The 23,500-nt window shown below is 55.9% G+C and carries 22 protein-coding genes; 10 read left to right on the top strand and 12 right to left on the bottom strand.

Going from position 1 to position 23,500, the window contains the following annotated elements:
- Positions 1-24: 24 nt before the first annotated feature.
- Genes J1G35_RS02400 through J1G35_RS02415 form a run of 4 tightly spaced genes read right to left on the bottom strand, consistent with a single transcriptional unit; the run spans position 25 to position 3,340 of the window.
- On the bottom strand, positions 25-708 hold the full coding sequence (locus J1G35_RS02400; protein ID WP_223013236.1) for an ABC transporter permease: 684 nt from the start codon (positions 706-708) through the stop codon (positions 25-27).
- Positions 708-1,337: an ABC transporter permease gene (locus J1G35_RS02405; protein WP_223013238.1), complete on the bottom strand. Its 630-nt coding sequence runs from the start codon at positions 1,335-1,337 to the stop codon at positions 708-710. The genes J1G35_RS02400 and J1G35_RS02405 overlap by 1 nt, the downstream gene beginning before the upstream one ends.
- Positions 1,334-2,365, bottom strand: a complete 1,032-nt coding sequence (locus J1G35_RS02410) for an ABC transporter ATP-binding protein (RefSeq protein ID WP_223013239.1) — start codon at positions 2,363-2,365, stop codon at positions 1,334-1,336. The genes J1G35_RS02405 and J1G35_RS02410 overlap by 4 nt, the downstream gene beginning before the upstream one ends.
- Before the next feature lie 30 nt (positions 2,366-2,395).
- Positions 2,396-3,340 carry a fatty acid desaturase gene (locus tag J1G35_RS02415; protein ID WP_223013241.1) on the bottom strand — a complete coding sequence of 315 codons (945 nt, stop codon included), beginning with the start codon at positions 3,338-3,340 and terminating at the stop codon, positions 2,396-2,398.
- Between the two features lie 111 nt (positions 3,341-3,451).
- Here J1G35_RS02415 and J1G35_RS02420 point away from each other — a divergent pair, with 111 nt between their 5' ends.
- Positions 3,452-3,745, top strand: coding sequence for a hypothetical protein (locus J1G35_RS02420; RefSeq protein ID WP_223013243.1), 294 nt, complete (start codon positions 3,452-3,454; stop codon positions 3,743-3,745).
- Between the two features lie 415 nt (positions 3,746-4,160).
- Here the strand turns inward: J1G35_RS02420 and J1G35_RS02425 are convergent, their stop codons facing one another.
- Positions 4,161-5,279: an NADH:flavin oxidoreductase gene (locus J1G35_RS02425; protein ID WP_223013245.1), complete on the bottom strand. Its 1,119-nt coding sequence runs from the start codon at positions 5,277-5,279 to the stop codon at positions 4,161-4,163.
- A 102-nt stretch (positions 5,280-5,381) separates the two neighbouring features.
- On the opposite strand from J1G35_RS02425, the gene J1G35_RS02430 reads away from it, so the two are divergent.
- On the top strand, positions 5,382-5,771 hold the full coding sequence (locus tag J1G35_RS02430; protein WP_053139043.1) for a helix-turn-helix domain-containing protein: 390 nt from the start codon (positions 5,382-5,384) through the stop codon (positions 5,769-5,771).
- A 105-nt stretch (positions 5,772-5,876) separates the two neighbouring features.
- Here the strand turns inward: J1G35_RS02430 and J1G35_RS02435 are convergent, their stop codons facing one another.
- The 6 genes from J1G35_RS02435 to J1G35_RS02460 form a co-directional block, all read right to left on the bottom strand.
- Positions 5,877-7,157, bottom strand: coding sequence for an OprD family porin (locus J1G35_RS02435; protein ID WP_223013247.1), 1,281 nt, complete (start codon positions 7,155-7,157; stop codon positions 5,877-5,879).
- Between the two features lie 284 nt (positions 7,158-7,441).
- Positions 7,442-8,137, bottom strand: a complete 696-nt coding sequence (locus J1G35_RS02440; RefSeq protein WP_223013249.1) for a DUF4286 family protein — start codon at positions 8,135-8,137, stop codon at positions 7,442-7,444.
- Between the two features lie 21 nt (positions 8,138-8,158).
- Positions 8,159-9,052, bottom strand: coding sequence for a fumarylacetoacetate hydrolase family protein (locus J1G35_RS02445; RefSeq protein WP_053139036.1), 894 nt, complete (start codon positions 9,050-9,052; stop codon positions 8,159-8,161).
- Between the two features lie 3 nt (positions 9,053-9,055).
- Positions 9,056-9,856 carry a fumarylacetoacetate hydrolase family protein gene (locus J1G35_RS02450; protein WP_223013257.1) on the bottom strand — a complete coding sequence of 267 codons (801 nt, stop codon included), beginning with the start codon at positions 9,854-9,856 and terminating at the stop codon, positions 9,056-9,058.
- Positions 9,853-10,659, bottom strand: coding sequence for an IclR family transcriptional regulator (locus J1G35_RS02455; RefSeq protein WP_223013259.1), 807 nt, complete (start codon positions 10,657-10,659; stop codon positions 9,853-9,855). Before J1G35_RS02455 ends, J1G35_RS02450 begins: the two co-directional genes overlap by 4 nt.
- A gap of 287 nt (positions 10,660-10,946) precedes the next feature.
- Positions 10,947-12,125, bottom strand: a complete 1,179-nt coding sequence (locus tag J1G35_RS02460; RefSeq protein WP_223013261.1) for a fumarylacetoacetate hydrolase family protein — start codon at positions 12,123-12,125, stop codon at positions 10,947-10,949.
- Positions 12,126-12,245: 120 nt separating this feature from the next.
- Between J1G35_RS02460 and J1G35_RS02465 the strand changes: the two genes are divergently transcribed.
- The 7 genes from J1G35_RS02465 (at position 12,246) to J1G35_RS02495 (ending at position 21,329) form a co-directional block, all read left to right on the top strand.
- Complete coding sequence (locus tag J1G35_RS02465) at positions 12,246-13,232, top strand: LysR family transcriptional regulator (protein ID WP_223013263.1); 987 nt, start codon at positions 12,246-12,248, stop codon at positions 13,230-13,232.
- 123 nt (positions 13,233-13,355) lie between these two features.
- Positions 13,356-14,903 carry an altronate dehydratase family protein gene (locus tag J1G35_RS02470; protein WP_223013441.1) on the top strand — a complete coding sequence of 516 codons (1,548 nt, stop codon included), beginning with the start codon at positions 13,356-13,358 and terminating at the stop codon, positions 14,901-14,903.
- 60 nt (positions 14,904-14,963) lie between these two features.
- Complete coding sequence (locus tag J1G35_RS02475) at positions 14,964-16,544, top strand: aldehyde dehydrogenase (NADP(+)) (RefSeq protein ID WP_223013265.1); 1,581 nt, start codon at positions 14,964-14,966, stop codon at positions 16,542-16,544.
- A 274-nt stretch (positions 16,545-16,818) separates the two neighbouring features.
- Positions 16,819-18,246 carry an MFS transporter gene (locus J1G35_RS02480; RefSeq protein WP_053139022.1) on the top strand — a complete coding sequence of 476 codons (1,428 nt, stop codon included), beginning with the start codon at positions 16,819-16,821 and terminating at the stop codon, positions 18,244-18,246.
- A gap of 91 nt (positions 18,247-18,337) precedes the next feature.
- The gene (locus J1G35_RS02485; RefSeq protein ID WP_053139020.1) at positions 18,338-19,162 is read left to right on the top strand and encodes a shikimate dehydrogenase; all 825 of its coding nucleotides are present in this window, start codon (positions 18,338-18,340) and stop codon (positions 19,160-19,162) included.
- A gap of 302 nt (positions 19,163-19,464) precedes the next feature.
- Positions 19,465-20,466 (top strand): Gfo/Idh/MocA family oxidoreductase, encoded by a 1,002-nt coding sequence (locus J1G35_RS02490; protein WP_262417119.1) that lies wholly within the window; start codon positions 19,465-19,467, stop codon positions 20,464-20,466.
- A gap of 41 nt (positions 20,467-20,507) precedes the next feature.
- The gene (locus J1G35_RS02495) at positions 20,508-21,329 is read left to right on the top strand and encodes an IclR family transcriptional regulator (protein WP_223013267.1); all 822 of its coding nucleotides are present in this window, start codon (positions 20,508-20,510) and stop codon (positions 21,327-21,329) included.
- A 182-nt stretch (positions 21,330-21,511) separates the two neighbouring features.
- On the opposite strand, the gene J1G35_RS02500 is transcribed toward J1G35_RS02495, so the two are convergent.
- Positions 21,512-22,321 carry a sugar phosphate isomerase/epimerase family protein gene (locus tag J1G35_RS02500; protein WP_223013269.1) on the bottom strand — a complete coding sequence of 270 codons (810 nt, stop codon included), beginning with the start codon at positions 22,319-22,321 and terminating at the stop codon, positions 21,512-21,514.
- A gap of 269 nt (positions 22,322-22,590) precedes the next feature.
- Here J1G35_RS02500 and J1G35_RS02505 point away from each other — a divergent pair, with 269 nt between their 5' ends.
- On the top strand, positions 22,591-23,382 hold the full coding sequence (locus J1G35_RS02505; RefSeq protein WP_223013271.1) for an SDR family oxidoreductase: 792 nt from the start codon (positions 22,591-22,593) through the stop codon (positions 23,380-23,382).
- The last annotated feature ends 118 nt before the right edge of the window (positions 23,383-23,500 follow it).

Below are 23,500 nucleotides of genomic sequence, written 5' to 3' on the forward strand. Positions count from 1 at the left end.
ATACACACTTTCAAATGCCTCAGGTCATGTAGCGCTTAGTTCGATTTTCCCCGCCCGCCATTTTCTAACCATGAATCTTTCTATCATTGAACAAACCCACTCACTGACAATCGCCAGTGCCGACACCATCAGTGCGCCGCCAATAATTTGCGGCGTATCATTTCGGCCCAGTCCATCAATAAGAAACCTGCCCAGCCCACCGAAGCCGGCATACGCGGCGATGGTGGCCGTGGCGATAAGTTGCACCAGGGCTGATCGGAACCCTGAAAAGATCAGCGGAAAAGCCAGCGGCAACTCGAGCTGAAAAAACATCTGCCCTCTGCGCATGCCCATCGATCTGGCAGCCTGCTTCAGAGATGAATCCACCTGATCGATGCCAACATAGGTATTGGTTAATATCGGCGGGATGCTCATGGTCACCAACGCGATAATCACCGTGCTGGTTTCATAGCCAATGAGCATGATTGCAAGTATCACAATACCCAGGGAAGGTAATGCTCGCCCAATATTGAACAGCCCTATCGCCACCTGCGCGCCTTTGCGATAGTTAGCCAACAGTACGCCAAGCGGCAACGCTATTGCGCAAGCAATAACCAGGCTCAAGGACACATAATAAATATGCTCTGCCAGCCGAGTCAGGATGCCGTTTTCACCCAACCAATTATCAGGAAGAGAAAACCAAAGGTAGACACTTGCGATCATGTTCATCAGCGCACCCAAGGCACCAGCCATTTATTGATTGAATAAAACAGAAAATCAAAACATAACGCCAACATCACGGTCAGGACCAGGCTGACTGCCACAGGTGTAGTGAAACTTTGAGCCAGCCCGGTAATGAACAACTGGCCCAGTCCACCTTGTCCAATCAAGGCAGTAACAGTCACCAGTCCCACCAAAGTAACCGAGGTTGTTCGTAAGCCTGCCAATAACGCAGGCAGCGCCAGTGGAAGTTCAACCCCGAGGAATCTCTGCATGCGCGTATACCCGAGCGCACGGGCTTCCTCCAATACGTCCGCAGGGTTACTCGCAAGTCCCGCCAAGGTGTTCTGTAACACGATGAGCAAGGAATACAGGCTCAAACCAATGACCGCCGTGGTCTTGGATAACCCGGTAAAAGGCATTATCAAAATAAACAGTGCCAGCGACGGAATGGTAAAGAGTATGCCGCAGACATAAATCATCGGCCGCGCCAGTCCTGGCTGCCACAACGTCAAGAGCACCATTGCACCCGCTAACAACATCCCTATACACAGGCCCAAGGTCACCAGTTGAATATGATCAACTAACAGCTGGCCGATCTGCTGCCAGTTTTCAACGATCCAGGACCAGTCAATCATTGCGCACTTCCGAAGCGGCGCTCATTGAGTGCGCTGTGAAGGCTGGCAATCGACAGGCAACCTTCGTAACCGCCCGCCTCGTCCACGCGAACAACCACACCGATCGGTGCCGTTAGAATTTTAACCAGGGCGTGATGCAATGAGTCGTTACTCGACACCGTGGTCAGCTCCGGAACAGCCACGTCCGATTCACTGACCCACTTCAACGGGTTGGACTTGTCATCCAGGAGAAGTTTGAATTCACAACTGACCTCATCCACCGGAAGATCAGAAACCTTCATCAGCGAAAGTCTTTTTAACAGCGGATCTTTGCCGATAAAGTTCTTCACAAACTCGCTGGCAGGATGGGCAAGGATGTTGTGAGGGGTATCGAACTGAACAAGTTTTCCTTCGCCCTCGAAGATGGCAATCCGATCACCAATCTTGATGGCCTCCTCCATATCATGGGTCACCAGGATAATGGTTTTATGCAAACGTCTCTGAAGTGCAACCAGTTCATCCTGCAGTCGCTCGCGTATCACCGGATCAAGCGCGGCAAAGGGTTCGTCCATCAATACAACCGGTGGGTCCGAGGCCAATGCCCGCGCCAGGGCGACACGGCTTTGCTGTCCGCCCGACAGCTGATTAGGGTAGCGGTCCAGAAATTCCGGCTGAAGCCCAACCAGGGAGATGAGTTCGCTCACGCGCTGGCGAATTTTATGTTTGCTCCAGCCCAGCAGCCGCGGGACTGCGCCAATATTTTCGGCAACCGTCTGGTGAGGAAATAAGGCTGCGCTCTGCATCATGAAACCAATGCCACGGCGTAGCGTAACGACGTCAAGTTCATCGGTCGCGACGCCATTGACACAGATGCGGCCACTGTCCTGGGTATCCAGCCTGTTGATCATGCGCAAAATGGTGGTTTTGCCGCATCCACTGGGCCCGACAAATACACAGATCTCACCCTCTCGGACGTGAAGCGTTAAATCGCTCACGGCCATTCGCGGGCTGCCTTTATGAGTTTTCCTGATGGCTTCAAAACGTATCATTTTTCCGACGCCCTATTAGCTTGCCTAGTGTTAGTGCTCAGCAGGATGGCGAGGACAATCCACGGGACTGACCAGATGTTTCTGCAATAACTGGAAGTAGCCATGAATGACATAGCCATTGTTTCGTGCGATCCATTGTTCACGCCTGGCTCTATACACCCTGGGTAAGTAAAACCAGGGCAAACCGGGAAGATCGTGATGAACCAGGTGAAGATTGAGGTTGAGAAACAGCCAACTCAACAGCCCCGACGATTCATTGATAACCGTGCGGTGTTGCGGAAGCGTTGACGGACGATGTTCGTAAAACGACCGGATCATGGCAATCGACAAGGCCGGCAGCGACACCAGGAATAGGTACTGCATGGCACTGATGGCACTGTATTGCTCAACCAAGGCCAGCACTACGCCAACACTTAGTAGATGAGCAACCCACATCCGCCAAGCGATTCGCCCGGTGTGAAACAGCCCTCCGATTTCACTGCCCACAAGGGTTATCACCGCCAGCGGAGCGCCCATAAGCAAACGACCACCCACGGTCTTGTTTACCCATAACAACGTTCTGATATAGCGAGGCGAGCGCAACCAAACAGCACCGGTGACATAACGACTTTCCGGATCTTGGCCCGGCACCGTCAACGCCTCGTCGTGGTGATGCTCCAAATGGGTGTCCCTATAGATGTCGTAGGGGTACCACACGGCAAATGGCAGAAATTCCAGGGCTTTATTGATGCCAGCCCAACGCGTTGGATGACCGTGGATAAGCTCATGCTGAATCGACATCCACAGCACAACCAGTGGAATCAACAGGACGAGGCTGAGTACTTCGCCAAGTACGCTCCCACAAAAAATAATAAACGCCCAAGCCAGATAGAACCCGACTAACAAAAGCCAGGTGGGCCATTCAGTTTTACTCGTTACGGTAGTGCTCAGCTTAGCGATTTCAGCTCGATGAGCTTCATCCAGATAGTTTGGCATTGTTGTCAATCGTGATAGGTCTTGCTCGGAACAGACGCCCAATCACTCACACTTCAGGCTGCAACCCCATAGACGGGGTATTACCGGAAGATGATTGGCTGGACTGACGGTATGGAAGTGCCCAACAACGATGATTCACATGGCGTAGAGAAGAAACGCCAAGCCTTCGCTGATTGCACTGCAGGCTTCGCTGTTGGCCTGACAAGGGAGGGGTTTGCCGGTAACGAATGGAACGGCAATGGAGGAAAAAGAACTGATGCGCAGATGGCCGGCGTGGTAAATCGCTGCGTGGGCGCCGTCATGCGACAGAGCCTCAAGGCTGATTTGGAAGATTCGGGCGCCGGACATAGTCGTACCATAACAATAGGATTGAACATATCCGGCGGTCCGGTGACAGCAAGGTAGCATGATGATTAATACGATCAAGGAATATATTTTATTATGCTTATTCCTAAAGAGAATAACGAAAAATAACGTGCCTCTCCTGTTCTGTATTCTCGGGATTCGGGATTCTTGACATAGCGTAAGACGACGACATCAATACGAGTGGGCGCTTTTGTCCAGAAGCGTCGGATCATTCATGGCAACGTCGTATTACCCACTACCAACGGACATCTACGACTCGCACGTAGATGCCCGCCCCCCTGTCATCCAATCCAACTTTGGCGGATGTTGAGTGGTGGTAAAAAGTCAGTCATTGAAACGGTGCATGCTGTACTCAACAACGCATTACGACTCGAACTCGGAAAATCGACGTTCAGCCTCTGATTCCCTGAGATTAAAACCGTCGCGGCATAACATCTCCGCTCCGGTATAAGACTCAAATCAATTCGGCTAAAGAGGCCGGATTGAAGCCCTTCAGATCCGCGTAATTGCCTTTTTCCACTTTGGCGACCCAATCCTTGTCACTCAGCAAAACTCGCCCTACTGCGATCAGATCAAACTCTTCGCGCTCCATACGCTCGACGAGCCGATCCAGACTCGCAGGCGTTGATCCCTGGCCGGCGAATGCATGAGTAACATCATTATCCAGCCCGACCGAGCCGACGCTGATGGTTGTGGCTCCAGTGACTTTCTTCGCCCAGCCCGCGCAATTGAGTCCGTTCTCACCGTCAATTTCGGGAAACTCAGGGTCCCAGAAGCGTCGCTGCGAACAATGCAGAACATCAACACCTGCCTGAACCAACGGCAGTAGCCAGTCTTCCATCGCTGCTGGGGTCTCTGCAATACGCACTGCAAAGTCCTGCTGTTTCCACTGGCTGACGCGCATGATAATTGGGAATTCGGGGCCGACCGCATGACGAACAGCAGAGACAATCTCAGCGGCAAAGCGCGAGCGCTCCTTGATCGTCGGTCCACCGTAGCGATCGGTGCGCTGATTGGTGCCGCCCCAGAAAAACTGATCGATCAAATAGCCATGAGCCCCATGGATTTCAACGGTGTCGAAACCCAGGCGTTTGGCATCCGCTGCTGCCTTGGCGAAAGCAGCAACTGTATCTGCAATATCCTCTTCGCTCATCGCCACACCGCGGGGGTCGTTTGGCGAATCGAGGCCAGATGGACTTTCCACCGGCGCATCTGGCTCCCAGCCGCTGACGTCACGCACTGCGCCGGTGTGCCAGAGTTGCGGCCCCATACGGCCACCCGCATTGTGGACAGAATCGATCACGTTCTTCCATCCGGCCAGCGCTGCTTCACCGTGGAAAAAAGGAATACCGGAACCGTTACGTGAAGCGGGACGATCGATAACGGTCCCTTCTGACAAGATTAATCCGGCACGACCTTCCGCGCGCCGCCGGTAATATGCAGCGCTCGCTTCGCCGGGGATGCCCTCCGGCGAAAATTGCCTAGTCATCGGCGCCATGACAATCCGGTTTTTCAACTCAAGTGACCCGATGGAAAAAGGACGGAATAAAATGCTGGTATCAGGGTTTGACATTGGATGGACTCCATTTGCTTTCGGAAGCCATATAAGTATATTTTGTAGACCTAATGTCAATTAGGCACCTAGAGTAGCCTAGGTATATATGAGGAAACTTCGATGCTGGAATTAAAGCCACAATGTTTTTCGTCGGACTGCCCAAGCCGGGCATTGTTCGACCAGATCGCAGACAAGTGGTCGATGATGGTTCTGGCTGTGCTTGATGATGGACCCCATCGCTTTAATGCCATCAGGCGCCGCCTGGAGGGCGTCACTCAGAAGGCACTGACGCAGTGCCTCCGGCGGCTGGAACGAAATGGTCTCGTATCGCGCCAGGTCATCTCGTTCTCGCCCGTGGCAGTCCAGTATGAGATCACCCCACTGGGTCGGACATTGCAGCAGCCATTTCGCGAATTGCATAAATGGACGCTTGATAAATTGCCTGATATTGAAGCTGCCCGGTTGAAGTTTGATGAGGCCGCGGAGGCAAACCTACCAACGCCACATTAAGTACCTGATTGACGCAGGGTTTATCTGCAACCGTCTGATCAAGTTATTACTGCTCAGACGATCGCAGAAGTTACTCCACCGGGTATTGGGCGAGCGAAACAATCGTCACAATAACGATATGGGATAATTAATAAAAATCCGGTTTTCATCAAACTCATTGCTGCTGAAATCCCTGCGAACACTCGCATTACGCCATCTAACGCTGAGATTTTTCAGCGCACCGGACTGTACGACGTAGGCCAATTCCGATTCTCGGCCCCATTCTTTACCATCTGTTATCGAACCTGTGTGGACATTATCACCACTGATATATCGGTTCATTAATGTCAGGCCCGGGATACCGAGTACCGCGAAGTTAAAGTCGTGGCGTAGCTGCCATGAGCGCTCCTGAGCGTTATCAAAACTGGCGTTATAGCTATCGTTGGCCAAGGTTCCGCCACTGGTACCGTTGACCCGCATCCACGCGCTTTCGCCGGTGAGTTTTTGCAGGCCGACGTAGAAGGTGTTGCCGCCGTATTTGGCCGAGAGCAGCGCGAACGCGGTTTTGTTGTCCAAGTCGCCAGCCAAGGCCCTGCCGTCTTCCTTGCCGATGAAGTAACCGAGGTTGGCGCCCAGGGCCCAGTCGCCGATGGGCTGGCTGTGGGTCAGGTTGAAGTATTTTTGCTGGTAGATGTCGGACAGTTCCGAGTACCAGACACCGACCTGGGTGCGTTTTTCGTTGAAGGCGTATTCGCCGCCGCCGAAATTGAAACGGTCGGACGTGAACGCGCCGCGGCCGTTCATCGACATGTCTTCCATGCTCGCGTCGTTGCGCGGGCTGTTGGCGCGGAACTGGCCACCGTACAGCGTCAGGCCGCTGATTTCGGTGGAGGTCACCTGGCCGCCACGGAAGGTTTGTGGCAGGGAACGGCCGTCGTCGGAGCGCAGAATCGGCAGCACCGGCATCCACTCACCGACCTTCAGTTCGGTATTCGACACCTTGCCCTTGAGGGCGACGCCCAGCCGACCGAAGTCATCAGCCGGGCGGCCGTCATCGTGTACCGGCAGCAGTTGTGTGCCTGCCGTACCACGACCGCCATCGAGCTTGACCGAGTACAGGCCCAGCACGTCCACGCCGAACCCGACCACGCCCGGAGTGAAACCGGACTTGGCGTCGAGGATGAAGTTCTGGGTCCATTCCTCGGCTTTACCTTGGGCGGCGTTCGGGTTGATGAAGTTGCGATTGATGTAAGCGTTGCGCAAATTGAGGGTGGCCTTAGCGCCATCAACAAAGCCGCTGTTCTGATCGGCTTGAACAGCCGCTGACGAACCCGCGCAGACCGCAAGAGTCAGACTGATCAGAGATTGATGTGCAGGCACGCTGCGGGAAATAACAGGGTAGCGCATGATGTTTTCTCACAATGAATTATTATTGTTTTTGGGGGATTTCCAGCTCGTTATTAAACCTACGCACAGGCAGTTTCTAGAGCTAACTACCGAGCGACTGCAGGGATCACTTATGTGTCTTGTTACAGCCCTTTATTGAGAAATTTATAATTGCTTACTATCAACTTATGCAAAACCCGAGCGTGCGCAGACGCGAGCCTGACTCAATGTCGGTAATGGCACGCTCGTGGGGAATTGCGTAAGAACAACGACTGGAAGTTAAAACGTACTCGAACGCTCGGCGATCAACCCGCACTTCCCGGCGTTTTACAACGTGTGTATTCCAATTGATAAAGCGTGGTTTCTGGCCCCGTCGATTGCTCCTCCAGCAGGCGTTGCAGCTCCGCTACAAAAGACTCGCCGGCGACACGAACGTAATCGGGCGCACACCCTTCGATCATGACGATCCAGGCTGGTATCTGGGTCCCTTCGGCGCGGGCTTTTTTCTCTGCGGTTTCAACCTTGCTCACGGCCTCATCAGCCACACACAAATGCACGCCCGTAATACCCTGTTTATCAGCAAGGGGAGGAAGCACGCGTTGGCGCAATGCGTCCGACACTGATTTATGCTGCCCTTCGACGACATCGAAACGGACCGTCAGCAAATACGCGCCCTGCCCCACACCGCTGGTGTAAGTGACCTCGCAAATGGATCGCGCGACGTTGCGATAGGACTGCACCGACTGCTTTGTCCACGCCGTCGGACTGTTGAGACGCGACAAATAATCCTGCCCGCCCAACACCTGCACCGTGTCAGCCTCATAGAGGTTGAAATAGGTCGGACCTGCATCCAGAGCGATGTATCGGCGCCCCCGTAAAAAGCCCGGAATTGCGGCCCGCTCAGGCATGTGTTCTCGGTTATGCCACTCATAGAACTCGTCCCGTGCTTCGGGCAAAAGATCATGCCAGATCGCGACTACACCCGTTCCTGCAAAGCTCATAGCGTTTTCCTCCAGCGATAGTCAGTCAACATTGGGATGGCGACCGGCGACCCATGCAGCGCCCATTTCAGCAACGTAAGGAACCACGGTCTGAAATTGCTCACCCAGCCCTTGGCCACCGACACGCATGGTGTCACCCGCCTTGAGAAATACCGGCGGCTTCTGCCCGAGCCCCACGCCGGGTGGCGTACCGGTAATGATGACGTCACCCGGCATGAGCGGCATGAAGCGACTGAGGTACGCAACAATGTGTGCAACGCTGAAAATCATGGTACGGGTATTGCCGGTCTGGAGACGTTTGCCGTTCACATCGAGCCAGACGTCAATGGCCTGCGGGTCGGCAATTTCGTCGCGGGTGACCAGCCAAGGTCCCAGTGGTGCGAAGGAAAAACCGCTTTTTCCCTTGGTCCACTGCCCTTCGTACTCAAGCTGATAAGCCCGCTCGGAAACATCATTGGCCAGGCAATAGCCGGCGATGTGATTCAAAGCCTGTGACTCATCAATCTGCCAGGCAGGTGTACCGATGACGATGGCCAACTCGACTTCCCAATCAAGCTTCTGAGCCCCCGTGGGTAAAATCACCGGGTCATTGGGGCCGCTGATGGACGCGGTGTGTTTGTTGAAGACCACCGGCTGGCTTGGGATAGGTGTATTGGTTTCAGCCGCGTGATCGGAGTAGTTCAGGCCGATGCAAATCAGGTTCGGTACGCTGCCTACGCAGGGACCAAGGCGTGTGCCAGGCGCCACCACCGGAAGCTTTTCAACATCAACAGCACGTAGTTTTTCGAGCACTGACGGGCTCAGGGCTGACGCATCGATGTCATCGACAATGCCCGAAAGGTCTCGTACGACTCCTTGCGAATCCAAGATTCCCGGCTGTTCCTGCCCCGGCAAACCAAAACGAACTAAGCGCATTTGTTACTCCTTCAGCGTTGAGAAATGGACAGACAATGAGCCTGCTTCGCCGAACTGAACATGCAGTGGCTGATTGACGGGCACATCGAGAACACCTGCATAGGACCCGGTGATAATCACCTGCCCTGCTTGCAGCCCTATCCCTTGTGTAGACAGAAAATTGGCCAGCCATAGGATCGGCAACAACGGATCCACGTCCGGATGGCGACCCTTGATATTCACAAGCTCTGACGTTGCATCGCTCAGGGTGATATCCAGTTCAGAGGGCAGGCTGGCAGCGTTCGACAGCGTGATTGGCGCCCCAAGTACCAGGCCGTGATTGAATAGACCGTCCGCGAGCAATTGCTCGAACGGCAAAGTGTGTGGCTCGGTGTAACGGCAATCGATGACTTCCAGTGCCACGTGCACGCCGCTGATCGCGTCCGCGATCTGTTCAGCGGTGTAAGGCTCCGCACGTGCTGGCAAATCATGGGCCAGGACGCACGCCAGTTCGGGCTCGATGCGCGCCTTAACGGCGTCGGCGGCCAGTCGGTAACGTTCGCCTTTTACAATGCTGTCGCTGTAGATCGGGGCAACGATCCACTTGCCAGCAGGCGGTAACGCGCACTTCCACCCCCCCACGGTTTTTCCAGCCAATGGCCCTACGTGCTGCTGAATGGCAAAACCTTGTGCGAGGCTGCTTGGCAGGTTCGGGCCTGGCAAGGCTGCCAGCCGAACACCCTCCAGCCGTGCACGGACCAGGGCAGCAGCGGCGATTTCCAGCCCTGCCCCTGCCTCGGTCCATTCAGGTGCGGGCTGGCTCATACGTTCTCCGAATGCACGCTGTTCTGGCGCGGCCAAACCGTACCCAGCTTATTGGCTGCATCTTCGAGCAACGCATGCAATTGGTCATAGCGTTCGGGCTGCATGCGCAAGACCGGGCCGGCGATACTCATCGTGCCGACCACAGTGCCAGATGGAACCAGCTTGACCGGTACGGCAATCGCCCAGACACCCGCCTCGGCTTCTTCAATGACCAGGCCATATCCGCGCTTGCGGGTCAGCGACAGCTCGGCCAATAAACCTTCGATGCTGTTGATCGCTTTCGGCCCCTGCCCAATCCCTGCATCAGCTTTCCCCAGCCCGCTACGCAGCGCGTGCTCAACGGCCAGTTCATCCGGCATTGAGGCCAGCCAGGCTTTGCCATTGGCAGTGGCATAGAGATTGATGGGTTTATCCATGGCCGGCGAATACATGAGCCCCGGCGCGGCACCTTGGGCCGAAGACAGCCAGGACAAGGTGCCCTCGTTGACCACCGTCAGTCGCACCAACTCGTGACACTGAGCAGCCACTTGCTCAAGGATCGGCTGGACCAATTCCGGCAAGCCAATCCCATGTAAATAGCGCTGCCCCAAGAGTGCCAGCTTGAGAGTCAGGCGGTATTGCGAGGTGGCTTCATCCTGCTCTGCCCACCCTTGCTCGACCAACTGAGCAAGCACTCGATGAGCGGGCCCCTTTTCCAAGCCCAACTCTGCTGCGATATCGGACATCCGCATCCAGCGAGCTTCGCGTGCCAGCAGCTCAATGGCCTCCAGGCAGCGGTCGACAGCACCTTTGACGACTCTCATATTTTTCTCGACTTATCTTTGACAATGAGGTGAATGTGAGCAACATTGTTCGTAATGGAACGACGTTCCAATAGTATGCAGGCACCTCTTGATAAGTCAAACCCGCTTGTACCTGGTTGGCCTTATCGAGACAGCGCTGGCACCGCAGACGGGGTCCGGGACGTGGGGAACGCCTGACAGCTATTGAAAACCGCCCCCTTCTGGTTCGGCTCTTTTATCAATAGACGCACGCCTGTGTATGTTCAATCTTCCCGGAAAAACCCCCAATGCATCCCACCACGCCTTACCTACAGAAGTCCGCGGGCAGCAAGATTGCGCATCATCGCTCGCAAGCCGAACGTCCAGGGCGCAGCCGCATGACTGTAGGTGACGGTGTTACGCAGCGTGCCCAGCAGCGGGCTACCTATGCTGACCTCATCCCCTTGCTTATGCGTAAAGCCGCTTCCGGGCTCTTCACGATCTTGGGTAGGCGCAAACAATGTCCCGAGAAAAAGCATGAAGCCATCAGGGTATTGGTGATCGCCGCCGACCGTCTGGGCCACCAGATCCAACGGATCACGGCTGATCAATGCCATGGAACTGCTGCCTTCAAGGATAAAGCCGTCGTCGCCCTGAACCTGCAAATCCACGACGCAGTTGCGCACGTCATCGAGGGAAAACGTTTCATCGAACAAACGAATAAAGGGGCCGATCGCACAGGACGCATTGTTGTCCTTGGCCTTGCTCAACAGCAGTGCACTGCGGCCTTCGAAATCACGCAAGTTGACGTCATTGCCCAAGGTGACGCCATGCACTTGGCCTCGACTGTTCACCGCCAGCACAATTTCCGGCTCTGGGTTGTTCCATTCAGACTTGTGATGGATGCCGATTTCGCTGCCGCTGCCCACGGCGGCCAGAACCGGTGCCTTGGTGAAAATCTCCGCGTCCGGGCCGATGCCGACCTCCAGGTATTGCGACCACATGCCCTGCTTGATCAGCACAGCCTTAAGGCGCATCGCGTCTGGCGAGCCCGGCTTGATTGCCCGCAAGTTATCGCCAATGGCTTCTTGCACCAGACGGCGAACACTTTCGGCGTTGGCAGCATCGCCTCGGGCCTGCTCCTCGATAACCCGCTCGATCATGCTGGAGGCGAACGTAACCCCGGCCGCCTTGATGACCTGCAAATCCGCCGGGGGCAGCAGAGATGCCTTGCCGGGATCGGCATGACTGCCGGTGTTCCCAAGCAACTCCTCGACGGTGCCGATGTACATGCCAGGCGCCTGACGAACAGCCAGCAACGGCGAGGTGTGTTCCAGCAGCTCGCTTATTGTCGAAAAAGTTTCAGAAAGATCAAACACGCCTTCATCGCGCAACACCACTGGCGAGGGTCCTGCAATCGCACCCGGGATCCAGGCGCGGCCGATCAGCGTTCCGGCCAAGCCATCCAGCGGCAGGGTGTTTTCGCGCGTCAGTTTCAAATTCGCCATAGAGCTTCCAGAGCAGTCAGCCATCAGAGCCGTAAAAGTAATGGACCGCTCCGGTAAATCCCAATGAAAGAAACTCACCAATCAATGCTGTTTCGTTATCGACAGACAAGGCCTTATCCGATGGAAAACGATCAAATTACGTTTGCCAGTGTCACCCGATGGCTGAAGATCAAACACCTGGTACTGGTCAATAGCCTGGCCAAGACCCGCAATATGCACACCACCGCAGAACACATGAATGTTACGCAACCGGCCATCAGTAAATTGCTTCGCGATCTGGAAGTACTTCTGGGCTTTCCACTGTTTGAGCGTCAAACGCGCAACCTGGTCCTTACTGAACTAGGAGAGTTCGTGGCCCGCTATGCGCGTATTACCCTGGAAGACACGGAATCGTTCGTCGACCAGGTCAACAAGCTGCGAAAAGGCGGGCATGGTCATTTAAAAATCGGCACCATTTTCGCCGCGACATCAGTGGTGCTGCCTGAAGCTATCGCCAGCATAAAACGTGAGCGCCCTCTCCTTTCCATCGAGGTGATCGAACAAACCAGCAATCACTTGCTGGAAATGCTCGAACAAAAAAAACTCGATTTAATCATCGCGCGCTTCACGGATGAGGATTGCCAGCCTTTCGAATTTACGTCGCTGGGACCTGAGCCCTTCTGCCTTGTCGTGAACAGCACACATCCCCTGTGCCAACTTGAGGAGGTCCCCGCCGAAGCACTCAGCGAATGGCCATGGGTCATGTATCCCTTTAACACGCCGATCCGACAGCGCATGGAGCGCGCGTTCAGGACGTTCCGGATCGCCCCGCCGACCAACACCGTGGAGACCATTTCGATGCAGACCTTCCTGCAGTTGCTGCAGTCTGGGCCAATGCTTGCCATGCTCCCGGAGTCAATGGTCCAGTCACAACTGCAAAATGGGCAGCTTCAAATCCTCAATACGCCCTTCACAGTTGAATCTCAGGATTACGGGGTGATTACCCGCAAGGATGAGCCCCTGTCAGAGCCCACGCGGAGGTTTGTTGCGACCTTATTAGAGTTCGCCAGGCTGCGGCACACGACTACAGAGAAGAGGCCCTGCAGCGACCCCGGCAAAAGTCGATGAGGCAAAGTTATCGAGCAATCGAAAGCTCTCATTAGGCAGCCATTTCTATGAATCCTATAGTGCCGGCACAAAAGTGCGGCGCTATGAGTGACCGCGCACCACCCAGCAGCCCGTGAGGATGCGATGGAACTGATCATGAAAACCGGCGCAGCAGCTGTGCTGCGTTTGAACCCGCTGGACGATGTGCTGATCGCACGCCGACCACTGGTCGCGGGCGACATCCTTGAGCAGGAGGGCGTGACTGTCCTTCAAGCGATTGTGCCGGGCCATAAAGTGGCCTCCCGGCGTATCGAAGCCGGTCAACCGGTGAGGCGCTATGGGCAAATCATTGGTTTTGCCGTTGTCGACATAGAAGCCGGCGAGCATATCCATGTGCATAACCTGGCCATGGGGGACTTCGCTCGGGATTATGCGTTCAGCGTCGATGCCAAGCCCCACGTCAAGCCGAGTGAAGCCCCATCGTTCATGGGTATCGTACGCCCGGATGGACGCGTCGCGACGCGCAACTACATCGGCATTCTTACCTCAGTGAATTGCTCTGCCACAGTCGCGCGGGCCATCGCAGACCATTTTCGTCGGGACATCAATCCCGCTGCACTGCAAGCGTATCCAAACGTCGACGGTGTTGTTGCGCTTACCCATTCTGCCGGCTGCGCCGTTGATCCTGCGGGCGACGGTTTGAACCTGTTGCGTCGGACATTGGCGGGGTATGCGACCCACGCCAACTTTTCCGCCGTGCTGGTCATCGGGTTGGGCTGCGAGACGAACCAAATCGACTCATTACTCACGACGCAAGGACTGACCCGAAGTAATACCTTGCGCACGTTCAACATTCAGGACAGTGGCGGTACGTCCAAGGCCATCGCCAGTGGCATTGACCACGTGAAGGAACTGCTTGGCGAGGCCAATCGAATTCAACGTGAATCGGTCAGCGCTCGTCATCTGATCGTTGGGCTTCAGTGTGGTGGCTCGGATGGCTACTCAGGTATTACTGCCAACCCAGCGTTGGGCAATGCAGTGGATCGCCTGGTCGCCTGCGGCGGTACTGCGATTCTTTCTGAAACCCCTGAAATATACGGTGCCGAACACTTGCTGACACGTCGGGCTGTCAGCCGTGAAGTCGGCGAAAAACTTATCGCTCGAATTCATTGGTGGGAACGCTACTGCGAGCGTATGGGGGCCGAGTTGAACAATAACCCCTCTGCCGGCAACAAGGCCGGTGGCTTGACCACCATTCTGGAAAAGTCGCTGGGCGCGGTGGCAAAGGCGGGCTCCAGCAACCTGATGGATGTCTACGAATACGCTCAGGTCGTCACGGCCAACGGCCTGGTTTTCATGGACACCCCTGGCTATGACCCCGTCTCCGCAACCGGCCAGGTCGCCGGTGGCGCCAACCTGATTGCGTTTACCACCGGGCGCGGGTCGGCCTATGGCTGTGCACCTGCCCCATCAATAAAGCTGGCGACTAACAGCGCCTTGTGGGCGCGTCAGCGAGAAGACATGGACATCAACTGCGGCGAAATAGCCGAAGACACGTTGACCATCGAAGCGTGCGGTGCGGCGATCTTTGAAACCATGCTGCGCATAGCCTCGGGCGAGCGCAGCATGAGCGAACAACACGGATACGGACAAAATGAGTTCGTGCCTTGGCAGATCGGCGCCGTCACCTGATTTTCAGTGCTGGGAATGCCTTGCCCAGCTATCGCTTGCACATTCAACCTGGAGACCACCATGTCCCTCATCACCGGCCAGAATTTTATCGGCGGTCAGCGCAGCGCCGCCGGCAGTATCATCGTCAAGAGTGTGGATGCCAGCACCGGGGAAACCTTGCCCTATGCCTTCCACCAGGCGACGCCGCAAGAAATCGAGGATGCTGCTTGCGCAGCCAACAACGCCTTTTCCAGCTACCGCAGCCTGAGCGCGAACAAACGGGCTGAATTCCTCAATGCCATCGCTGAAGAACTGGAGGCTTTGGACGATGAGTTTATTGCCCTGGTTTGCCGTGAAACAGCATTGCCTGCAGCTCGTATCCAAGGCGAACGCGCACGTACCAGTGGCCAAATGCGCCTGTTTGCAAACGTACTGCGGCGCGGTGACTTCTATGGCGCTCGCATCGACCAAGCGTTGCCCCTACGCAAGCCGTTGCCACGCCCTGACCTCCGCCAGTACCGCACCGCAATCGGTCCGGTTGCTGTGTTTGGTGCAAGTAATTTCCCGTTGGCTTTCTCCACGGCGGGCGGCGATACCGCCTCCGCGCTCGCGGCAGGTTGTCCGGTGATCTTCAAAGCCCACAGCGGCCACATGGCGACGGCAGAACAGGTCGCCAACGCGATCATCCGCGCGGCCGAGCGCAGCGGCATGCCCGCCGGTGTCTTCAACATGATTTATGGCAGTGGCGTAGGCGAAGCCTTGGTCAAACACCCGCTCATCAAGGGCGTTGGTTTTACCGGTTCACTTAAAGGTGGTCGAGCATTGTGCGACATGGCCGCCGCTCGCCCCGAGCCCATTCCAGTCTTCGCCGAGATGTCGAGCATCAACCCGGTGGTGATCCTGCCCCAGGCCCTCTCGCGTCGGGCCGACAGTATCGCTCACGATCTTGCCGCCTCGGTGGTTCAAGGTTGTGGGCAGTTCTGCACCAATCCCGGACTGGTGGTTGGCATTCGCTCGGATGCATTCAGTGCCTTTCAGAATAGAGTGGCGGCGCTGATAGGCGACCAACCGGCACAGACAATGCTCAACGCAGGCACCCTGCGTAGCTACGCTTCCGGGTTGCAGAACCTGCACGCGCACCCCGGCATCGTGCACCTGGCTGGCAGCAACCAACAGGGGCACCAAGCCCAGCCGCAGTTGTTCAAGGCCGACGTAGAGTTGCTGCTTAACGGCGACAAGGTTCTTCAAGAGGAAATCTTCGGCCCCACCTCTATCTTCATCGAGGTCACTGACCAGGCACAGCTCAACGCTGCCATCCATGCCCTTCACGGACAATTGACCGCAACCTTGATCGGAGAGCCAGAAGACCTGACGCAATTCGCAGAGTTGACTGCTTCGTTGGAGGTGAAGGTCGGCCGCATCCTCATCAATGGCTACCCAACGGGTGTCGAGGTCTGCGATTCCATGGTGCACGGCGGACCTTATCCGGCGACGTCCGACAGTCGCGGCACCTCGGTCGGCACGTTGGCTATCGATCGCTTCCTGAGACCTGTCTGCTTTCAAAATTACCCTGACGCATTGCTGCCCGATGCTCTCAAGAACGCCAATCCGTTGAACATTTTCAGACTGGTAGACGGGCATCTTTCTCGAGAAAGCTTGTAAGCCTACAGGCGTGCTATCAGGCCGGTAGACAACCTCAAAGGCACCCGACAGGCGGAAGATTTTTGTCCTCCTGTCAGGTTGCTGTGCACGACTGATACCCGCTGCTTTCGCACGTTGGCGACGCCAGCATTGAGAGATTCGTCGCCTAAATAATGGCTGAATTTATCACTGACTGATCCAGCCAACGGCTCCTTGACAACCGCCTCCAAAAAGTAACAACATTACTAATGGAACACGGTTACAACAATAAAAATCCAAAAGACGGAGACACGTCATGAGTCAAAGCACACTGGTTGAGCCTCATTCCAAACGACAGTCAAGGAAAGCTGCTGCCAGCGGCTGGATCGGTTCGGCTCTGGAGTATTACGACTTTTTCATCTACGCCACGGCAGCGGCCTTGCTTTTCCCACAGCTGTTTTTCCCAACAGACAATCCCACCGTAGGCATCATCGTCTCGCTGGCAAGCTTCGGCGTTGGGTACATCGCTCGTCCAATCGGAGCCGTGGTATTAGGGCACCTGGGCGACCGACATGGACGCAAGACCGTACTGGTCTACTGCATGTTCTTGATGGGCTTTTCGACCGTGAGCATCGGACTGCTTCCTACCTACCAGCAGATCGGTGTCTGGGCTCCTGCCCTGTTGATTTTTTTGCGCCTGATTCAAGGATTTGCGGTCGCTGGAGAGGTGTCATGTGCCAGCTCCATGACCTTGGAACACGCCCCCGATGGACGTCGCGGTTATTTCGCAAGCTTTACGCTTCAAGGCGTACAAGCCGGACAACTACTCGCGGCGGGGGTTTTCCTGCCTCTGGCCCAGTTCATGCCCGCTGATCAATTTGCTGCCTGGGGCTGGCGAATTCCATTTCTGCTCAGCGCCCTGGTGCTGGTCGCCGGGTGGATCATTCGGCGTGAAGTTCATGAAGCGCCAGTATTCACCGAGGCGCAGAACAAAGACGAGAAACGCAAATTACCTGTGGTAGAAGTGTTCACGCAGAGCTGGCGAGATGTGTTGCGAGTGATCTGCATGGCGCTGTCTGCGGTCCTTGCAATCGTCGCCTCCGTATTCGGTGCAACCTATGCAGTCCAACCGGCCTACGGCATTGGCTTTCCTTCCGGTGTGTTCATGTGGATACCGGTATTAGGCAATCTGTGTGCCGTGATACTTATCCCCTTCGTAGGCAAGCTCTCTGACAGGATTGGTCGCCGGCCTCCGGTAATTGTGGGTGTTCTTAGCGGCGGACTTCTGTCATTTGCGTATCTCTATGCGATCAGCATTCACAACCTATGGCTTTCGTTAATACTCTCGCTCCTCATGTGGGGCGTGGCTTACCAAGGTTTCAATGGCGTCTTCCCAAGCCTGTTCCCAGAATTGTTCCGCACCCGTGTACGTGTGACCGGCATGGCCATTGGTCAAAATATCGGCGTAGCCTGCACAGCATTTCTGCCAGCCCTTTTCGTATCGATTGCGCCTCCAGGGACTGAGAATATCCCGCTGAAAATCGGAGCGTTGACTTTTGGTATCTGCGTAATCTCTGCGATCGCGGCGTTTACTACCCGCGAAACATACCGGATTCGCCTGAAGGACCTCGGCGACCCGAATGCGGTTCCGATGTCCAAAGAGGAATACGAACGGGTGCAGGAACAGTCCAATTCCAAATCGCAACCCAATGCAGTTCCATCCGTGCCAGCGACACGCTCCTGACAGCCTGTCCTAATGCGCACGTTGTCAGTAGTGGGTTCCGACATCCCGCTACTGACAATTGGCGCGCCACTGCCAACATCAGTAGGTTGACATGCATCCACGTATTACCGGCAGCACTCGTATATATGGATTAATTGGCGCCCCCCTCAAGAGCGCCAAGTCCCCAATGCTGTTGAACACGTTATTTGCCGAAGCGCAGTCCGACGCCGTCTGCATTCCACTGGAGGTAGGTCCCGGCGACCTGGCTGACTTTGTCAGAGGCATACGGGCCGTGGGCAACCTTGCCGGGCTTCTGGTCACCATGCCGCACAAGCAGAGCATGCTTGACGTTGTGGACGTTCTTCACCCTACCGCGCGCCAGATCGGCGCAATCAATGTCATTCGTTGCGATAGCGACGGGCGCTGGGTGGGTGCCGTGTTCGACGGGCTTGGCTGCGTGCTGGGCATGCAGCGCCAAGGCGTTAGCCTGCTGGGGAAATCCGTTCTACTTATTGGTGCGGGTGGCTCGGGAAGGGCAATCGCGTTTGCGGTTGCCGCTGCTGGCGCCCGATCGCTGATCATTTCAGACCTCGATGCGCACCGCGCCCTGGACCTGGCGCAATGTGTCGCCAAAGAGAGTCCGTGCGCTGTACATGTAGGCCCAGCAGATCCTACAGGCCATGACATCGTGATCAATGCCACCCCGCTCGGCATGAACCCTGATGACCCGATGCCGATAGACGCAAAGCAACTGGCCTCAACCACGGTGGTGGTCGACATCATCACCCGGTCCGAGCCGACCGCCTTGCTGCTCGAAGCGCAATCGCGTGGCTGCCAAACCCTTGATGGCCACCCGATGCATGTGGGCCAAGCCCTGCTGGCATTAAGCTTTCTAGGTTTCGAAGATATAGAGCGTCGCTACTCGAGCGGATTGTAAGGATCCCGTACAACCCACTCCGATCATCACCCTGCCCGCCGCTTAATACCCTCTATCGAACCCGTCAACGAGGTGCACATGCCCCGCATGTGCACATTTTGCGTGCCCGTCGAAATTGCACCTCGGCTCAGTGCAACACACCACTTCACAGCAAAACGAAACTGACTTCCGTTCGTAATCGGCTCGTGCTAGCCTGCGGTGCAACCTCGCAATAGCGGCTCGCACGTTGTTATTTTTGTACTTGACCTGCAATCCCGAGGGCACCGGCAAGCTAGTCAAACTCTCTTGTTTATAAGGAATGAATGTTGAAAGTCGTTCTTCTGGAAGTCAGCCACTGGCACACCCCACTCTACCTTGACGCCCTCGAGCGTTTGCCTGATGTGACCGTCACGGCGGTATCCGACGCTACGGGATCGCGTGGTCCAGCCCTTGCCCAACGCTTCGGAGCGCAGCCGTACGATCACTGGAAAGACCTGCTGGATAACGAAGAGGCTGATTTTGCGTTCGCCTTTGGTCCACACGATGAGCTGTATGCCATGGGCATAGCATTGATCGAACGCAACATTCCGTTCGCGATGGAGAAGCCTTGCGGGCTCACCCCGGATGAAGTGCTGGATCTGTACCGACGTGCCGAAGCCGCAGGTCTGTTCGTGGCGGTACCGTTGGTTTGGAGGCACAGTGAATTACTGAACCGCCTCAAACAAGCGGCGCTACAGAGCGGTGCAAAATGGAGAACCCAGTCGTTTCGATTCAACGCCGGGCCACCCGAACGCTACCTGATGAACAGCTGCTCCTGGATGCTTGACCCGAAACGCTCGGGGGGCGGTTGCACGATCAACCTGGCCGCTCATTTCATCGATCTGGTTCAGGAGATTTCCGCAGAGCGCATACGCAGCGTGTCCGCAGTCATGTATCGCGACCCGCAGCTGACGGCGGTGGAGATCGGCTCAATGATGACCCTGGTGACCGAGAGCGGCTGCATCTGCACCATCGAGACGGGGTACAACTACCCCGGAAATACTCCCGAGCAACGGGAGTACTCCTTTTCATTGTCAACCGATCAGTTCTACGCGCGCTCGACCCCGGATGGCATGCGCCTGACCGACGCTGCTGGCCAGGCAAGTGACCTTCACATGAGCCTGAACTCCGACGTGTATTACGACAATTTCGTAACCGACGTCCTGTCACCTGGCCGAGACACGGCGTATACAGGTGCCGGACTTGCAACGATGCACAGCGTCATGAGTATCATCGAGGCTGCCTATGAGTCAGATCGCCTTGGTGGCGCTCCCATCACGCTCTAGCCCCACACCCGACGCGAGGTTGCTGGCCATGGCCAGCAACAATGAGGATTGAAAAATTGTCACATATTGGCCGCTACTTCAACACCCTGGAACTGCTGCTTTCCCATCCGGGCGGTCTCGCCCTGTCCGAAATCAGCGAGCAGACCCAAGTCGCCATGGCCACGGCTCACCGCATATTGAGCGCGCTGCGAGAACGAGGCTACGTCTACCAGGACGAACAGGATCACTACCGCCTGACGCTGAAGATCCCCAGCATGGGCGCGAACTACATCACTGAAACGGGCTTCGCCAGGATCATGCAACCCTTGCTGGACGATCTGGCCAGCGAAACCGGCGAGCACGTTCGATTGGCGGAGGTTGCTGAGGATCATCTGACCTGGGTACTACAGGCCACGAAAAATACCAGAGGTCTTCAGTACCGCCGCGCCCTGGATGAAAAAATCATTCCTCACACAACCGCGGCGGGCAAAGTGTGGCTTTCCACCATGCGCGAAGAGCGCGCCATGCGAATTCTTACCGCCTGGGACATCGAGAACACCCGAGACTATGCAGGGCCCAATGCGCGCGTTTCGATTCGCGACATCTTTGATGACATCGCCTTGATCCGCAAAGAGGGGCACGCGGTCGTTCGCGAAGAAGGTGAAGTGGGCGTGTGTGTCGTGGCGGTAGCTATATTCGACATCTCACGGCCAGACAGCTCAGTCCCGGTGGCCACCCTGAGCATCGCCGGACCCATCGCACGCATGCGAGAGGAAACCCTGGGCACTCATATACAAAGCTTGAAACGCTCAGCCGTGAAAGTGGGCGAGCACTGGGCACTCTGGACCTCAGTCAGCGGGAAGGATTCACTGCCTACGCACTAGCACCGAGCTTACCGCCGCGACCATGAACAGCTCCAGCAGGCCTTAGCCCGCATAACGCTTATGATCGCGCGCGGGCCTATTGCTGGTGACAACGCTGTCGCTTGGACCTGGGGCTAGTGCAAGCCTCAGGGCCACTAGAGCAGTCGGGTCGCAGGCCGTAACGACAAGCGACCGAAAGGTGATTACGGAATGGTCCAACCCTTGGCACGAAGATCCTGCACACCCCTGTTCAGCTCATACAACGCGTTTTCTTCACGGATGATTTCGAGTACGCAGTTTTCAATACCGCAGGTCGCCTGAACGGCGTCGCCCAATCCGACGAAGTCCACGACACCGGTGCCGACCGGATCATGCCCCCACACATCCATACCGGTGTCGGACACATGCACAAAGTCGATCGCGGCATGGTAAGCCAGCAGACTCGCTACCGGGTCTTCACCTATGTAAGCGGCATTGGCGATGTCATAGACGACCTTGACCACATCGTCATTGAGGGTGCCTACAACCTCTGCCAGTTCCGGCATGGTGGGGGTAAAGCAATACGGGGTATTTTCCAGCAGTAAGCGTACGCCAGCCTGCTTCGCCATCGGAATCAGGACTGCCAGGCTCTCGTACATCCAATCGTAGGTCTTTTCAAGCGGCGGCGAAATCATGGGACGCCTGGTACCGGGAGATATCACCACTTCCTGAGTACCCCAAGCTGCGGCCAGGTCAATCACCGACTTGATGTGTTCAATGCTCTTGTGGCGCATGTTTGCGGCAGGACTGGCCAGATTAATGTCATAGCCGCCGGCGTTGAGGGACCTGATCTTTGCGTCGTACTCATGAAGACGCACGCTTACGGTAGAACGTTCTGCCGTCGAGATTTCTACCGGCCAGCAATGTGGTGAGCTGACCGGCACCTCAAACACGCGATGCCCGTGCTCGGCCAACTGCGCAATTGCATCAATTGCCTTGGATGACCATAGATAGGAGAACGTGCTGATGATCATATCGAAACATCCTTTCAGTTGAGTATTCGCTGGAGTGAAAACGGCCATTCGTATTATGGATTTTGTACCTGGACCACTATCGCTAGCGGGAAAACGCGACGATGGATGGATCTGAACCGCCATAAACACTGCGCTGGCAAGGGTATCTGACGGCGAAAAAACGATAACGGAATCAAATTCCGTTGTCAATTTGATTGCAAAGTGAAATCTATTTTCGTATTTTACAAAGCTCTTTTGCCCCAATGTCTAACTATAAGAAGGAGTGTCCAATGAGAGCTTTGGTCAGTGGCGGTAGTAGCGGTATCGGTGCGTCTGCATGCTTGAGGATCGCGGAGGCGGCCCTTGCCCGGGGCTTGCAGCCGAAAATTGCGGTATGCGGACACACACTCACGACTACGCAGGAAGAAGTCGTTCAATCCATCAAGGCCATGGGCGGTATCGCCATCGCATTGTCCGGAGACCTCGGCAACCCTGAGGTGCCGAGCCAACTGGTGGCGGCCGCAGTAGCGGAGTTCGGCGGGCTCGACGCGTTGGTGGCGAATGCCGGCATCGCCAGCCCTGGCGCGATCTGTGATTTGTCCATTGAGGACTGGGACGATATGTTCTCGGTCAATCTTCGCGGCGCCTGGCTGCTTGCCAAAGCCAGCTACCCATACTTACGCGAGAGCAGAGGCTCGGCGTGCTTTACCTCGTCGATGTCTGGCCAGCTTCCGCATGCAGGCTCAGGCGCGTACAGCCCCACCAAGGCAGCATTGACAATGCTGGCCCAGACGCTCGCGCTGGAGTGGGCTCCTGACGGAATCCGTGTCAACGTGGTGTCCCCAGGCATGACCCATACGCCGATGTCGGAAAAAATGTATGCCGACCCCCAGATCAAGAAAGCACGGGAAGCAATCATTCCGCTGGCGAGAATCGGCGAGCCCGTGGATATCGCGAACGTGATCGAATTTCTCGTTAGCCCCTTATCGGCCTATGTCACGGGACAGGATATATGTGTCGACGGTGGCTTCTCCAAATCGATACTGAGTCATATTCCGGGGCGACCAAGCTCCAAATCATGAGCGCAGTTGCTTTAGAGTGAGTTCAGCACTCAACTCGGAGGTGTGAGTTGAGTGTAAGCGAGGCCGTACGGGCTTAGGCTTAAGTGCTACGTGCGGCTTCGACCGGCCCCAGCACCCT

Origin of the sequence: Pseudomonas sp. SH10-3B (assembly GCF_019891415.1) — a bacterium.
Classification (GTDB): domain Bacteria; phylum Pseudomonadota; class Gammaproteobacteria; order Pseudomonadales; family Pseudomonadaceae; genus Aquipseudomonas.